The following is a 16,625-nucleotide window of genomic DNA, read 5'->3' as shown; positions in this document are numbered from 1 at the left end:
TGGGGTCGCGAAGCCTCGGGGCTGCGTGGAACAGTCTTGACCGTTCAGTGCGCCACATCCGCCACTTTGAAGGCGCTCAGGCCATCACATTCCACCGTGTCCCGACAGCTCCCTGACCAAGAGCAGGTTCGGCCGACTCGGCTGGGGCGAGGTCGCCCGGACTGGCGAAGGCGGGCGCAACCGGCGTGGAACCGGGCCGTGTTCCGCGCAGTTGGACGGGGGAACGAGTATGCGCGCAGAGCCGACCATGGGCGAAAACGGTGCAGAGCGGGGATGGCCGGCTCAGGCACAGACGCAGGACTCCTGGGCAGCGGGGCCGGGCCAGAGTGCGGGGCGGGACGCCGGAGCGCGCCCGAGCCAGGACAAAGGGCCGGACCACCCCTCTTTGTCGCTGCCGAAATCCGGCGGCGCGATCCGGGCCATGGGGGAGAAGTTCGCCGCGAACGCGTTGACCGGAACCGCAACACTGTCCGTGCCGCTCACGCTCACCGCGGCGCGCAGCGGTGCCGAACCCGTCCTGGCCCTGGGATACGACTCCGGCAGCGGCAACGGACCGTTCGGGCTCTGCTGGTCGCTGGATGTGCCGTCGGTCTCCCGTCGTACCGACAAGGGGTTGCCCCGTTACGCCGACGAACGCGACGTCTTCCAGTTGAGTGGCGCCGAGGATCTGGTTCCCGCGCAGTTCCCCGCCCCCCGCACCGAGGGCGCATACGAGGTGATCTCGTACCGGCCGCGTACCGAGGGGCTGTTCGCCCGGATCGATCGCCTGCGCGAGGCGGCGACGGGGGACACCCACTGGCGGGTCACGTCGAAGGAGAACGTGACGAGCGTCTTCGGGCGGTCCCGTGCCACCCGTGTCGCCGATCCGACCGACTCGGCACGGGTCTTCCGCTGGCTCCTTGAGGAGACCGCCGACGATCGCGGCAACCTCATCCGCTACGAGTACAAGCCGGAGGACGGCCCCGCGTCGGCCAATCGCTACCTCAAGCGCATCCACTACGGTCTCAAGGACATCGAGGACAGGACGAGTTTCGGTTTCCAGGTCGTCCTCGACTACGGCGAACACGACGACCGGACCCCGACCCCGCAAGAGGTGCGACCCTGGCCCGCACGGGCCGACCCGTTCTCCAGCCGACGCAGCGGATTCGAGATCCGTACCGAGCGACTGTGCAGACGGATTCTGATGTTCCATCAGTTTCCCGAACTGGCCCCGGATCCAGTCCTGGTGAGTTCCACGGACCTCACCTACCAGGAGGACCCGGCGACCAGCAAACTGACCGCCGTGACCCGGCGCGGCTACGCTCCTTCCGCTTCCGGGGACCAGGCGAGCACCGCACTGCCGGCACTCGAGTTCACCTACACCGAGCGGACCGTCAGCGCCGCCGCAGTGCCGCTCAGAACCGAGCCCGGCGACCCACCGCCCCGCCTCGACGCCGGCCACCGCTGGGTCGACCTCGACGGCGAGGGCATCCCCGGGCTGCTCGCCGAACAGGACGGCGCCCGCTACTACCGGCCCAACCGCGGCGACGGCCTGATCGGTGCACCCCGCCTGGTCGATCCCGCGCCCTCGACCACCGGCCAGCTCATGGACCTGGCCGGTGACGGACGCCAGTCGCTGGCCACTCTGTCCGCCGGCGTCCCGGGCTACCACCGGCGCACCGAGGACCGGAGCTGGGCGGCGTTCGAGGCGTTCCCCGCACTGCCGAGGCTGCAGTGGGAGGACCCCAACCTGCGGTTCGTCGACCTCACCGGGGACGGCCTCGCGGATGTCCTGCTCACCGGCAGCGACGGCTTCACCTGGTACCCGTCGCGGGGCTTCGGCGGTTACGCCGACGGCGAGGACGTCGCTGCGGCCGCCACCGAGGACCGTGGCCCCGCCCTGGTCTTCGCCGACCCCGAACAGAGCGTCTACCTCGCCGACATGACCGGCGACGGACTCACCGACCTGGTGCGCATCCGCAACGGGGAGATCGCCTACTGGCCCAGCCTCGGCCACGGCCGGTTCGGCCCGAGGATCACCATGGCGGGCGCGCCCGTCTTCGACCACCCCGACCGGTTCGCCCAGAGCCGGATCCGGCTGGCCGACGTCGACGGCAGCGCCCCCACCGACATCATCTACCTCGGCGACGACGGCGCGCGGGTGTGGTTCAACCAGGCAGGCAACTCCTGGAGCGCGCCGGAAACCGTCATCGCACACATTCCGGCCGACGCCGGGGTCACGGTCGCCGACCTGCTCGGCAAGGGCACGGCCTGTCTGGTGATCGCAGGGCCCGCGCCGCACGGCGAGCCGGAGGTGCACTGCCTGGACCTGATGGCCGCGGGCAAACCGCACCTGCTGGCCGGCGTGGACAACGGCATGGGCCTGCGCACCACGGTGAGCTGTCTGCCGTCGACCGCGTTCTACCTCGCCGACGAGGGCACCGCTGACGCGTGGCTGACCCGGCTGCCGTTCCCGGTGCATGTCGTCGCCGAGACCCGTACCGAGGACGCCGTGGCGGGCACCACGCTGGTGTCGTCGTACCGCTATCGCCACGGCCACTACGACGGCGTGGAGCGCGAGTTCCGCGGCTTCGCATTCGTCGAGCACCGCGACGCGTTGTCGTACGAGGCGAGTGGCGGCCGGGAGTACGAACCGCCCGCCGTGACCCGCCGCTGGCAGCACACCGGGGACACCGCCGCTGTGCGGTTCGCGGACCGGTACTGGAACGGCGGAGCCGGTCCGCTGCTCCCGGACACCGTGCTGCCCGGCGGGCTGAGCGTCGAGGAGGAGCGCGAGGCCGTGCGCGCGCTGCGCGGCAGGGTGCTGCGCGAGGAGGTCTACGCCGAGGGAGCGGACGGCGAGCTGGGCGTGCCGTACGCCGTCGCCGAGACGAACCACCGGGTCCGTGTCGTCCAGCCGCGCGGCACGGCCGAGTACTGCGTCGTCCACGCCCACGACGGGGAGACGCTGACCGTCCACAGAGAGGGCGTCCCCGACGACCTCCGGGTCACGCACGATCTGACGCTGGACGTCGACGAGTGGGGCGTCCCGCGCCGCGTCGCCCGGGCGGCATACCCGGGCCCGGGAGCCATCGACCCTGCGCAGACCCGTATGCGGCTGACCGTGACGGAGTACGACGTCACCAACACCACGGACACCGGCGGCACTTGGCGACTCGGCACCCCGGTGGAGCAGTGCGCTTACGAGATCGGCGGCATCGCACCCAGAGCGGACCACTTCACCGAGACCGAGCTGCGCACCGCCCTGGCCGGACAGTTGGAGGACATCCCCTACCACCGGCAGGTCTCCGGCACCCGGCCGCAGCGCCGCCTGCTGTCCCGCACCCGGCACACCTACTCCGCCGACGACCTCGGAGCCGAGCTCCCGCCCGGCCGCACCGGCAGCCGCGCCCTGCCCTGGCGGATCTATCGGCAGGCTTACGCGGAAGGACAGCTCACCTACCTGTACGGAGACCGGATTTCCGTCGCCGACCTGGAGAGTTCGGGGCATCTGCGCGACGGCGACATCTGGTGGTCTCCGTCCGGCCGACACGAGTACAGCCCCGCCGCCTTCTACCAACCCGTGACCTACACCGACCCGTTCGGCGCCCGCTGGACCATCGGCCACGACCCGCATCTGCTGCGCATCGCGCGCGTGGCCGACCCCCTCGACAGCCGGACCACGGCCACTCTCAACTACCGTGTCGTGGAGCTCTGGTTGCTCACCGACCCCAACGGCAACCGCACCGGCGTCCGCTACGACGCCCTCGGTTTCGTGACCGCCACCGCGGTGCTCGGCAAGCCCGGCGCGGCCGACGACGCGGACCGGCTCGACCTGTCGACGCCGGAGCCCTCAGCCCAGGACGACCCCACCACCACCCTGGAGTACGACCTGGACCATCTGCCGGTCGCTTTCCGTACCCGGGCCAGGGAACGTCACGGCGACCCGGACACCCCCTGGCAGGAGTCGCGGACCTACGGCGACGGCACCGGCCGCATCGTCCTCGTCAAGACGCAGGCGGAACCAGCGGTCGACGGCACCCCACGCTGGATCGGCACCGGACGGGTGGTCTACGACGACAAGGGCCGCCCCGTCAAGCAGTACGAGCCGTACTTCGCCCCCGGCCCGGGCTTCGACGCCGAGGACGAGTTCGCCCGCCACGGGGTCGCCGCCGTCCTGCACTACGACCCGCTGGGCCGCCTGGTCCGCACCGACCACCCGGATGGCACCCGCACCCGGGCCGCCTTCACGCCCTGGGGGCGCACGGACGCCGACCGCAACGATACGGTCCGCGGCTCCCGTTGGCTCGACGAGCGCATGGCGCTGCCCCCTGGCGACCCGCGCCGCCGCGCGGCCGAACAGACCCTGTTCCACGCAGACACCCCGACCGTCACCGAACTCGACGTGCTCGGGCGGCCGTTCCGGGTGACCGCCGACAACGGCGGCGGCGAACTGTTCACCACCGCCACCGAACGAGATGTCGACGGACGGGAGTTGGCGCTCATCGACCCTCGCGGCATCCGCGTGTGGGAGCAGCAGTACGACATGCTTGGCCGGGTCTGCCACGCGAGCGGCCCCGACGCGGGGGAGCGCTGGTCCCTCACCGATGTCACCGGTAACCTGGCGTACGCGACCGACAGCCGGGGCACGGTATTCCGCTGGGTCTACGACCAACTGCGCCGCGTCACCCATGCGTTCGCCACCCCGGCCGGGCGGGGCGAGCGGCTGCGCGCCCGCACTTACTACGGCGAGGCCCTGGCCCACGCGGACCGGCACAACTTGCGTGGCCGGATCTGCCTCGCCTTCGACACCGCCGGTGCCGTCCGCACCACCGAGGTGGACGTCAAGGGCAATATCACCGAGTCCGTACGCCGCCTCACCGCGGACCCGGCCGGGGAGCCCGACTGGGCGCCACTGACCGACACTGCGGATCCGGACGTCGCGCTCACCGCCGTACGCGATCGGCTCGAAGCGGACGAGTTCCCCGCCCGTATCGCGTACGACGCGCTGAACCGCGAGACTCTCTCCACCAGCCCCGACGGCGCCCGGCTGCGCTTACGCTACGGCGAGGGCGGCCTGCTCGACTGCCTCGAGCTCGCCACCGGTGCCGAGGACTGGCGCCCGCTGCTGATCCGCGTCGACTACAACGCGCGCCGCCAGCGCACGCAGGTCCGCCACGGAAACGGCGTGCGCACCGCCTACACCTACGACCCGGCGACGTTCCGCCTCTCGGCGGCGGACAGCAGCGCCGCCGACGGGCGGGTTCTCCAGCGCCTGGAGTACACCTACGACCCTGTCGGCAACGTGACCGAGGCCCGGGACCCGGCCCAGGACACGGTGTTCTTCGCCAACACGGCCGTCGGCGCCGTACGACGCTACGTATACGACGCCACGTACCGGCTGATCAGTGCCACGGGCCGCGAACACATCGGCCAGACGGGCAACCCGGGACCGGTCGATCCGGCGCTGAACCGCATCCCGCACGTCAACGACAGCTCGGCCTTCCGCGCCTACACCCAGACCTACCGCTACGACCCGTCCGGCAACCTCACCACCCTCGCCCACGCCGCCGGCACCGCGGGCTGGACCCAGCGCCACGAGATCGCCCCCGGCTCCAACCGCCTGCTCGGCAACAGTGTCCCCGGTGACGGTGAGGACCAACACTCGGCCCGCTACAGCTATGACGCCCGCGGCAACATCACCGCCATGCCGCACCTCGACGTCCTCGACTGGGACGTCGAGAACCGCTTCGCCCACGCCGGTCTCGGCGGCGGGGGAGACGCCCACTATCAGTACGACGGCTCCGGCAACCGAGTCCGCGCCACCGTCGACCGTGGCGGCACCGTCGAGGAGCGCGTCTACTGCGGACGCTGGGAGCGTTACCGCAAGACGGTCGGCGGCGGGGTCCGGCTGGAGCGCACCACCCTCCACGTCACCGACGGCGCCACCCGCTTCGCCGTCGTCGAGACCACCGCCCAGGGCGAGTTGCTGCGCTTCCAGTTGTCCGACCTGCTCGGCAGCGCGATCGTCGAACTGGACGCCGACGCGCGCGTCCTGTCGTACGAGGAGTACCACCCGTACGGCACCACCTCGTACCGCTCCGCCGACAGTGCCGCCCAAACCAGCCTCAAGCGCTACCGCTTCACCGGCAAGGAACGCGACACCGAGACCGGCTTCACTTATCACGGCGCCCGCTACTACGCCCCCTGGCTGGCCCGTTGGACCGCCCCCGACCCGACGGGCTTCCCCGACGGGACGAACCTTTACGCGTACGCCCGCTGCAATCCGGTGGTGCTGAGCGACCCGAGTGGGCGGGAGAGTGAGCGCCAGGAGATCTACCGTGCGGCGCATGCGCTGCTGGAGGCCCACGACAAGGGGCTGGTCGAATTCGACGACGACATCCGCGACAAGCGCGGGAAGGTGATCGGGGACGGGGGCATCGCCAAACAGGTCATGGCGATCCTCAATGCCAAGGACACCGATCCGCTGCCCAAGAACATGACTCTCGGCATGGCCCGCATCATCCAGCGCATGGTCGACAAGGCCGAAGAACGCCGAGCGAAGGGTGAGGTCACCGGAGTCGACTTCAGCATCATGCGGCTGGCGGTGGCGGGTGACAGAGGGCATGGAAGCGGCCAGTCCATCGACATCAGCAAGTACGCCGGCAAGTCGCTGAAACTGGACAGGCCCGAGGAACACCTGGACGCCGTCGCCACCTTCTACTCGGACATGATCGGCCACGAGTACCACAAGGAGCTGGGCCGGTCGGAGAACACGGCCTCGCAGGGACCCGCTGTCGACACCACCTTCGCGATCGGCACGCCCCGCAACCCGCGCAGGGTGGGTTCGGGTGCGGTGGAGGACTCCCAGATGAAGGACAAGGCCCACATGTACACCCGGGCCACGCTCACCCCGCAGGAGTTCGGAAAGAAGAGCGGCAGTCTGTCCGGTGGCCGGGGAACGACCATGACCGTCCCGGTCCTCAAACCCGAATACCAGTTCGATGACGTCTTCTTCCCGCGCGACACCCCGGTCTACTCAAGACCGGGCATCAGCCATCTGATGCCCGCCGCCAGATCGATGTTCGAGCACTTGAAGGACCAGGACACGCAACACGTCCTGCAAGGCCTCTTCCCGGACGGGATCGGTCACTTCCACGTGCAGATCGAGCAGCCGAGAACTCCCCACAAAAAGCGCTAGAACCGTGACTTCCTCGGAAGGTGAGCATGTCTGAAACGGACCGGCAGGGCACGGTCACCGGCACCGTGACCCGGCCCGACGGCTCCGGCGCCGCCGGTGTCACGATCACCGTGTCCGCCCGGTTGCTGCGCACCGAGCGTCCGGTCGGCGAGGCGGTCACCGACGCCTCGGGCCGCTACCGCATCCCCTACACCTCCCTCGCGGGCCCGCCCGACCTCGTGGTCCGTGCGGCCGCCGACGGGTATCCCGGCACGGAGACGGTGCTGGAGAACCCTGGCCCGGCGACGACGGCGGACCTGGTCCTGCCGCCCGACGGCCGCAGCGAGTACGCCACTGTGCTGGCCGACCTCGCCCCGCACCTCGACGGGACGAGCCTCGCCGACCTGAACCGCGGTGACTTCGCCTATCTCGCCCGGGTGACCGGCCGGGACCCCCTTCAGTGCGCTCACCTCACGACCGCCGACGGGCACGCCACCGCGACCGGCCTGTCCGCCGAGGCGTTCTACGGCCTGCTCCGCCAGGGCCTGGGCCCGGGCCTTGCACAACTCGTCGCACGGCCCGAGGCCGACCTTGGCGCCGCCCTCCACGCGGCGGCCGACGCGGGCACCATCGGCCCGGGCCTTGACGCGGACGCGTTCGTGACCGCGCTGCGCGTACAGGAGGCCACGGCGCTCGCCGCCGCCATCGGCGAGGAGTCGCCCGTCACGGCCCTGTTCGCGCTCGCCCTGCCCGAACAGGCCGTCCGCGAGCGGGCGTTCCACACCTGGCTGGGACGCAAGCCGGGCTCGGCCGCCTTCTGGACCGCATTGCGCGCCGACGAACAGACCGCCCCACACGCCGACCGGCTCCGCCTGTCCCTCCGGCTCGGCGCGCTGACGGGCAACAACATTCCCCTCGTACGACTGCTGCTGGACCGCTTCGACGAAGGGCACCTCGGCCACCCGCGGGACCTGGCCCGTATCGACACAGCCGACTGGGCCCGCCTCATCGAGACGGCGGGCGGCCCGCCCCAGCACGTCACTGCCCTCGCGGCGGACACGGGCACCGCCCCCACGACGGATTACGCCGATCTCGTCGCCGCCCTCGCCGCCGAGGCCTACCCCACCGCCCACATCGCCCACGGCCTCGCCACCGAGGACCCCGAGGCGCCCGCCGCCCGGTTCCTCGCCGAGAACCCGCAGTTTGACCTCGTCGCCACCCCGGTCACTACCGTGACCGTGCCCGACGAGAGCGCGCGGGCCGAACTCGGCGGAATCCAGCGCCTGATGAAGCTCTCGCCCCGCTACCCCGCCGTACGGGCCGTGCGGGCGGCGGGATTCGACTCGGCTGCCGCGATCGCCGAGCTGCCCGAGGGCGAGTTCACGGCGCGGCTCACCAGCACCACCGAGGGCATCGACGCCGAGCAGGCGGCGGCGGTGCACGCCCGCGCCCGCTACGTCCACGCGGCGACCGTGAACCTCGTCGCCGACCTGCGCACCGTCGGCCAGTTCAAGGTGCCGTGGCTCGCCGGGCTTCCCTCGGCCCAGGCCCTCGCCGAACAGGTGCCGGGCTGGGATGAGTTGTTCGGCCCGGCCGACTACTGCGCCTGCTCGGACTGCCGTTCGGTCACCGGCCAGGCCGCCTACCTGGTCGACCTGCTGATGTACCTGCGGCGCCTGGACTACGGCGACGGCTCCGTCGCGCGCGAACTGAAGCGCCGCCGCGCCGACCTCTGGGACGTCCAGCTCACCTGCGACAACACCAACCTCCAGCTGCCGTACGTCGATCTGGTCTGCGAAGTCCTCGAGACCGCCGTCGTGCACGGCAGCACCGAGCCAGGCGCCACCGACCGGCAGACCAGCGGCGACCCTGCCCTGCTCAGGGTGCAGCCGCAGCACATCGACCCCGTCGCATACGACCGGCTGCGGACCGCCGTCTACCCGTGGAACCTGCCGTTCGACCTGTGGGGCGAGCAGATCCGGACCTGCCTCGACCACCTCGGGGTGCGGCGTCACCAACTGATGGCGACGCTGCGCCCCGCCGCTGCGGCGAGCACGCCGGTCGCCGTCGAGGCCCTCGGCCTGCCCCCGGTGGCCGGGGCGGTCATCGCGGGCGAGCCGGTGTCACCCGGCCGCACCGTCGCCGAGTTCTACGGCCGCCCGGCCGCCACCCCGGCCGCCGTTCTGCTCAACGATCTGAGCACGGTCCGCAACCTGCTCGACGCCGCCAGCATGCGATACGCCGAACTGCTCGCCGCCCTCGACACCCGGTTCGTCAACCCCGGCACTGCCCTCACCGTCGTCAGCACGGACCCCGCCGACCCGTGCAACACCCGTCTGATGACCGTGCAGGGACTCAGCCTGCCCGCGCTCGACCGGCTGCACCGCTTCACCCGGCTGCGCCGCGCCCTGGACCTGCCCGCCGCCGACCTGGACCTCCTGCTGTACACCGGCCCCGGCCCCGGCCGGCTGGACAGCGCCTTCCTGCGCGGCCTGGTCGCCGTACGCCGCCTGACCGCCCGTCTCGACCTCACCCTCGAACAGGTCGTGTGCTTCTACGACAACCTCCCGACCCACCGCTACGAGACGGCGGACCAACTCCCGCTGTACGACCGGCTGTTCGCCGACCCCTCCGTCGTCACGGCGGAACCCGGCCAAGCCGACCCCTTCGCACTCAACGCCGACCGCACCGAACTCAAGGTGATCGGCAGCCTGGTCGACCCCGTCGTCACCGCCGCCCTGCTCGCCGTACTCGAAATCACCGACGAGGAACTCGCCGAACTGGTCACCGGACGCCGCTCGGTCACCCCCAGCCGGCTGCTCGACCTGGCCAACCTGACCGCGCTGTACCGCACGGTGACCCTTGCCAGGGCCCTTGAACTGCCCGTGCCCGAACTGCTGCGGCTGATCGAGCTGTACGGCAACGGCGGACCGTTCCCCACCGACTTCGACGACTACGACGGCGGCGAACCCGAGCTGCTCTCCGGCCGTCCGGTCCGCCACCCGGCGCCCTGGCCGAGCGTGCCCGGCGGCCCGGACCCGGAGCTCGTGGGCGGCGCGCCCATGGCCAGGCCCGGACACCCCGACGCGCCGCGCACCCCGAGCGCCCCCGTCGACGAACTCGTGCCCGTCACCGAGCAGTTCCTGGACGCCGTGGACGAGCTGCTCGCCCGTGGCTTCACGGTTCCCGAGGTGGACGCGGTCCTCACCGGCAGCGTCCCGGCCCATGACGGCCCGCTGCCCGACGACACGGTGCTCGCGGTCACCCTCACCGGGCTGCGGTCCGCGCTCCAGGCCGTCCACCAGCAGACCGCGCAGACCGCCGACGACAAGGGCGACCTCACCCACAAGGGGCTCGCGCTGCTCGGCTGGGACGCCGCCCTCGTCGACGAGGTGATGACGACCCTGCTCGGCACCGCCGTGTACACGGCCGAGCTGGCCGCCCTGCCCACCGGGGTGGCCCTGCCGCCCGCGATGAAGTTCGAGCCCCCCGAACCGGGCTCGGCCGAGACCGGTCGGCTGCTGATCACCGGACCCATGAGCACCGCCCTGCGTGATCGGCTGGCCAACCGTGCCGTCCCGGCCTTCGCCGCCGCGGTGAAGACCCTCTACCAGGCGCCGAGGGTGTATGTCACCACCCGGATGAAGGCCCTCAGGCTGCCCGTCTACGCCGCGCCCCTGGAGAGTCAGCCCGTCGATCTGAAGCTCCCGGCCGCGCTCGCCGGCAAGGTGTTCTACGACGTCAGCGCCCTGGCCCTGCGCTGCAAGGCGTACCTGTCCGGCGACGAACTCACCGCCCTGCGCGCGGCCTCGGCCGACGACCGCTTCCGTGCCGCCGTCGACGCCCTGGGCATCGCCCAGGAGGCCGACCCGGAGCCCGGCAACGCGTTCCTCGGCGCCGAGGACGCGGCCGCCATGTTCGACGCGGAGAACGTCTCCCCGGCCGCGCGGTTCGCCCGTGTGCTGACCAAACTGAACCCCTATCTGCGGCGCACGCTCAGCGAGATCACGGTGAAGCAGCAGCTGGGGGCCGCCGTCGGGCTCGACCAGGCCTCCGCCGACGTCCTGCTCGGCGGCTGGCTGCGCTCCCCGTCGAAGCCGCTGGCGCTGGAGGACTTCCTCACCTCCCGGTTCGTCGGCAGCGACCCCTCCGTGGTGATCACCCGCGGCGGCTTCCCGGAGCAGTTCACCACGCTGATCCTGCTGCACCGGGTCGCGCTGGTGCTGACCCGGCTGCGTATCACCGCGGAGCAGATTCCCTGGGTGTTCGACTTCGCGGCGAGCTCCGGTTGGCTGGACCTCAACCTGCTGCCGCCCAGGCCCTTCCCCGGCGCCTCCCCGATCTTCGCCCGCTTCGTCCGGCTGCTCGACCTCGCCCGGCTGCGCGACCGCATCCCCGGCGCCGCCCGCACCCTGCGCGCCGTGTTCACCGTGGCCCGCGATCCGCAGGCCACCGTCGACACCGTGCTCGACGAGATCGGCGCCCAGACCCGCTGGGACCGCGCCGACCTCGGCACGCTGTGCGGCCCCGACCTGCTGAACCTGCCCGCCCCGGCCGACTTGCGCGCCGAGACCGGACTGCGTGCCCTGCTCGCCGCGGTCACCCTGCTGCGCAGGACCGGTGTATCGGCCGAGCGGGCCACCGGCTGGCTCGCGCCCGCCCCCACGGCACAGGCCGCGCAGGCCGCCTGGCAGGCCGCCAAGGCCCAGCACCCACTGGCCGACTGGCCCGCAACGGGCGGAGCCCTGCAGGACCGGCTGCGCGAGCGCCGACGTGCCTCGCTGGTCGCCTACTTGACGGCCAACCCGTTCCTCGACCAGAGAGGCCTGCCGTACTGGCACGACTCGGCCACCCTCTTCGACTACTTCCTGCTCGACGTTGAGATGGGCGCCTGCCAGCTGACCACCCGGATCGCTCAGGCCGTCTTCAGCGTCCAGCTCTTCGTCCAGCGCCTGCGGCTCAACCTGGAGTACGTATCGCCCAACCCGTACGGGCCGGACCTGTGGCGCGACTGGGACTGGATGCGGTCCTACCGCCTGTGGGAGGCCAACCAGAAGATCTTCCTCTACCCGGAGAACTACTTCGAACCGGACCTGCGCACCACCAAGTCCCCGTTCTTCACGGAGCTGGAGAACACGCTGCTCCAAAAGGAGCTGACCTCCGAGAACGCGGTCCGCGCGGTGGAACAGTACGTCGCCCAACTCGACAAGGCGTCCCGGATGCGGCCCTGCGGGGTGTACACGGACGTACCGGAGGGCACCGAATCCACCCTGTACGTGTGCGCCCACACCGTCTCCACCCCTCGCGAGTACTACATCCGCTCCTGGACCAGGAAGCGGGAGTGGACCCCCTGGGAGCGCATCGACCTGGACATCGAGTCGGACACCCTGATCCCGGTGGTGTGGAACGGTCGGCTGCACCTGTTCTGGCCCACCTACACGCTCGCCTCCGATCCGGGCGAGGTGAAGATGCCGCAGGGCAACACCGCGATGGGGCAGCCGGAGAGGTACTGGAAGGCACAGCTCAACTGGAGCCGTCGGGTGAACGGGACCTGGGAGGCCAAGAGGAGCACGAAAGGCACCCTCAGGATCGACGCCCCCGAATACAACCGCGATCCCGAATACTTCACCACCCGATACCCGTGGCACCAGAACTTCTGCTTCCGGCCGTTCATCGATCCCCGCAGCGGTGATCTCGTCGTCTTCTGCGTGTCCCGGTTCTGGGGCGAGGGCGACGGCACAGTCAACCTGAACTCGGGATCGTTCCGGTTCAGCCCCGGCCTCGGGGAGACCGTGCTCGACGACATCGCCTTTCACCTCACGCCCTACGAGGAGGCTCCCGCGGTGCCGGTCATCTACCGCACCCCGACCGAGTTCTCGCACAACGAAAAGGTGGAGCTCCCTCACGACATCGAGATGCCCGCGTACGACGGGCACGTCTTCGTCATCGACCCGAGCCGCCGGTTCACCGACCAAGCGAACAATTCCATTCATGTCCTCCGGCAGACGCCCGGAGTTCAGCTCTACCGCATCCTCAACGCGACCCAGATCCCGCTCACCTGGGACCAGTTCGCCGTCTTCTTCTCCGACAGCGAGCGCTGCTTCCTGATCGAGGGGCATCCGAACGCCCTGCCCATGCTGCGCGACGAACTGGCGCCCGGACGGGAGTTCAACCGCCCCGCACTCACCGCGGGGAGCGAACTGGTCGCCCTAGCACAGTCGGGGAACTTCTCCCGGGAGCTGTCGCCGCCCGACGGCGCCCCAGCCCCCAGCGCCCTCGGCACCGCGGCCGACCCGGTTGCGCTCGCCGCCTCCGGGACCGTCTCCTTCCAGCGGTTCTACCACCCGCGGATGCGCTACTTCGCGCAGGTCCTCGCGGCGAGCGGGCCGGACGCGCTGTACGAACGTGACCTCCAGATCTGGCCCGGCGGGTTCGACTTCAGGGAGTGGTACGACGCGAACACGGACAACGTCGTCGGGCCGTACCCGGGCGAGCCCGTCGAGTTCGCGCTCACCGACGCCTACGGCGACTACAACTGGGAGCTGTTCTTCCACGTGCCGCTGCTGATCGCCCAGCGGCTCTCCGCCAACCAGCGGTTCGAGGAGGCACAGCAGTGGTTCCACTACATTTTCGACCCCTCCAACCGGGAGAACTACTATCCCCGCCCGCAACGGTTCTGGATCACCAAACCGTTCCATGAGGCCAACGACGACACCTACATCCCGCAGCGCATCCAGAAGATCCTGGAGGCTCTCGCGAACGGTGACGAGGCGACCGCGAAGCTGGTCCAGTACTGGCTGGAGCATCCGTTCCAGCCGGATGCGGTCGCCCGGTTGCGGACGACGGCCTACCAGAAGGCCGTTGTCATGAAGTACCTGGACAACCTGATCGCCTGGGGCGACCAGCTGTTCCGGCAGGACACCCTGGAGTCGGTCAACCAGGCCACCCAGCTCTACCTCCTCGCCTCCGAACTCCTCGGCAGGCGCCCGGAGGAGATCACCGGCCGAGCCGTGCCCCAGCCGCAGAGCTACCGGACCCTGATCGAGACCCCCACGGCCGCGGACCCGGTCGTCGCCGCGGAGAACCTCGTCGCCGCACCGGACGGACCCGCCACGCCCGCCATCCGCCCCGGCGTCAACCTGCGCTGGCTGAACTACTTCTGCCTGCCGCGCAACGACAAACTGGCGGGCTACTGGGACCTCGTCGAGGACCGCCTGTTCAAGATCCGGCACTGCCAGAACATCGACGGCGTCCAGCGGCAGCTCGCTCTGTTCGGAGCGCCCATCGACCCGGCGCTGCTGGCCCGCGCCACGGCGGCAGGGCTCGACCTGACCGCCGTACTCGACGACATCAGTGCGCCCCTGCCGCACTACCGCTACACGCCCATGGTGGCCAAGGCCAAGGAACTCGCCGCCGAGGTACGGGCGTTCGGCGGGGCGCTGCTGGCAGCGCTGGAGAAGCGGGACGCGGAGGCTCTGGCCCGGCTGCGCTCCGGTCACGAACTGGCGCTGCTGGACGCGGCCCGCGAGGTCCGGGGCCGGCAGGTCAAGGAGGCCGACGAGGCGCTCGCCGCGCTGGAGAAGTCCAAGGCCGTGGCCGACGACAAGAAGCGCTACTACGCGGAACTGCGGCGCACCCCGCTCAACACGGGGGAGAAGGCCCAGAGCGAACTGCACAGGGGCGCGCTCAAGGACCAGGACGAGGCCGCCGACTACAACTTGGCCGCCGCCCTGGTCGGCTGGATGCCCGACATCAAGGTGGGCACCCCGACCACCATGGGCGCGACCTGGGGCAGCAGCAACGCCATGGCCATGCTCAAGGGCCAGGCGGAGGCGGCCTCGGCCCGCGCCTCCCGCAAGGGCAGCGAGGGAGCTCAGCAGCTCACTCTCGTCGGCTACGAGCGGCGCGCGCAGGAGTGGGCCTTCCAGGAGGGCCAGGCGGGCATCGAGAGCGAGCAGTTCGCGGGGCAGATCGCCGCTGCCGAGATGCGCCAGGCCATCGCCGTCAAGGAGCTGCAGAACCACGACCTGCAGCGGGCGAACACCCTGGAGGCCGACCGCTTCATGCGGGGCAAGTTCACCAACACCGAGCTCTACGACTGGATGGCCGCACAGCTGTCCACGACCTACTTCCAGGCCTACCAGCTGGCCCACGACACGGCCAAGCGTGCCGAGCGGTCCTACCGTCACGAACTAGGCGTCCAGGACTCGTCGTTCGTCAACTTCGGCTACTGGGACAGCCTCCACCGGGGACTGCTGGCCGGGGAGCGGCTCGCCGCCGACCTCAACCGCATGGACGCGGCGTACCTGGAGAACAACGCCCGCGAGTTCGAACTCACGAAGCGGATCTCGCTGGCCCAGCTCGACCCGTCCGCGCTGCTCGCGCTGAAGGAGACCGGTACCTGCTATCTTTCCCTGCCCGAGGCGTTGTTCGACCTGGACACACCCGGCCACTACTTCCGGCGGATCAGAAGTGTGGCGGTCACTGTGCCGTGTGTGGCGGGCCCGTACTCCTCGGTCAACCTCACGGTACGGCTGCTCGGCAGCAGCGTGCGGGTGGATCCCAAGGTGCCCGCGGGAGCCAAGTATGCGCGGGGCAGGTCGGACACCCGGTTCCGCGACTACACCGGCCCGATCCAGACCGTCGTCACCAGCACCGGACAGGACGACACCGGACTGTTCGAAACCAGCCTGCGCGACGAGCGGTTCCTGCCGTTCGAGGGCGCCGGGGTGATCGGCGAGTGGCAGCTGTCCCTGCCGTCCGTCTTCCGCCAGTTCGACTACGAGTCCATCACCGACGTGGTCCTCCATGTGCGCTACACGGCCCGTGACGGCGGCGACAACCTCGCCCGGCCGGTGGTCGACGAACTCCACGACGCCCTCAAGACCTGGGTGCACGCCGGGGGCGGCAAGGGGCTCTACCGGGTGTTCAGCGCGCGCCGGGAGTTCGCCGACCGGTGGACCCGGTTCCTGGTGCCCAACGGCGCCGAGGACCCCAAGCTCACCTTCACCCTGAGCGCCCGCCGCTTCCCTCACCTGTTCGCCGGCTACCCCATCAAGGTCGCCAAACCCCAGGTGGTGCTGGTCCTTTCGCGGGACCTCACCGCGGACGGAGACCTGCGCTACGTCACCGCTTACGGGGAGGCCGATGCGGCGCTGCCTCTCACCCTCACCGCACCGGACAGCCGCCGGCAGGACACGGCGAAACTGAAAGCCGACGCGGCCCTGAAGGGCCAGCCGCGCGGTGCCTTCACCGGCCTGGACGGAAACGTCCACGACGCGGACCAGCCCTGGACCGTCACCCTGTCCCGCGAGCAGATCGGCGCCCTGCCCGCCGTCCTCGTCCGCGACGGCCTGCTGAACCCAGACGCGGTGGTGGACCTGTTGCTGGTCTGGGAGTACCAGGTGGACCCCGGGCCTGAGGACTCCGATGCCCGCACGCCGTAGCCCAGACACCCGCGACCACG

2 protein-coding genes are annotated in these 16,625 nt (G+C 70.7%); both read left to right on the top strand.

What is annotated here, in order from left to right; translation table 11 throughout:
* The first annotated feature begins 421 nt into the window (after nucleotides 1-421).
* Nucleotides 422-7,180, top strand: coding sequence for a SpvB/TcaC N-terminal domain-containing protein (locus AB5J56_RS06060; protein ID WP_369230800.1), 6,759 nt, complete (start codon nucleotides 422-424; stop codon nucleotides 7,178-7,180).
* Between the two features lie 26 nt (nucleotides 7,181-7,206).
* Nucleotides 7,207-16,605 carry a neuraminidase-like domain-containing protein gene (locus AB5J56_RS06055; protein ID WP_369230798.1) on the top strand — a complete coding sequence of 3,133 codons (9,399 nt, stop codon included), beginning with the start codon at nucleotides 7,207-7,209 and terminating at the stop codon, nucleotides 16,603-16,605.
* The last annotated feature ends 20 nt before the right edge of the window (nucleotides 16,606-16,625 follow it).

The organism is Streptomyces sp. R21 (assembly GCF_041051975.1).
GTDB lineage: Bacteria > Actinomycetota > Actinomycetes > Streptomycetales > Streptomycetaceae > Streptomyces.
This window is presented reverse-complemented; position numbering and strand designations above follow the sequence as displayed.

Bases quoted from the DNA above. Each gene is read 5' to 3' on its own strand.
- AB5J56_RS06055 (WP_369230798.1), top strand. From the start codon at position 7,207: ATGTCTGAAACGGACCGGCAGGGCACGGTCACCGGCACCGTGACCCGG.
- AB5J56_RS06060 (WP_369230800.1), top strand. From the start codon at position 422: ATGGGGGAGAAGTTCGCCGCGAACGCGTTGACCGGAACCGCAACACTG.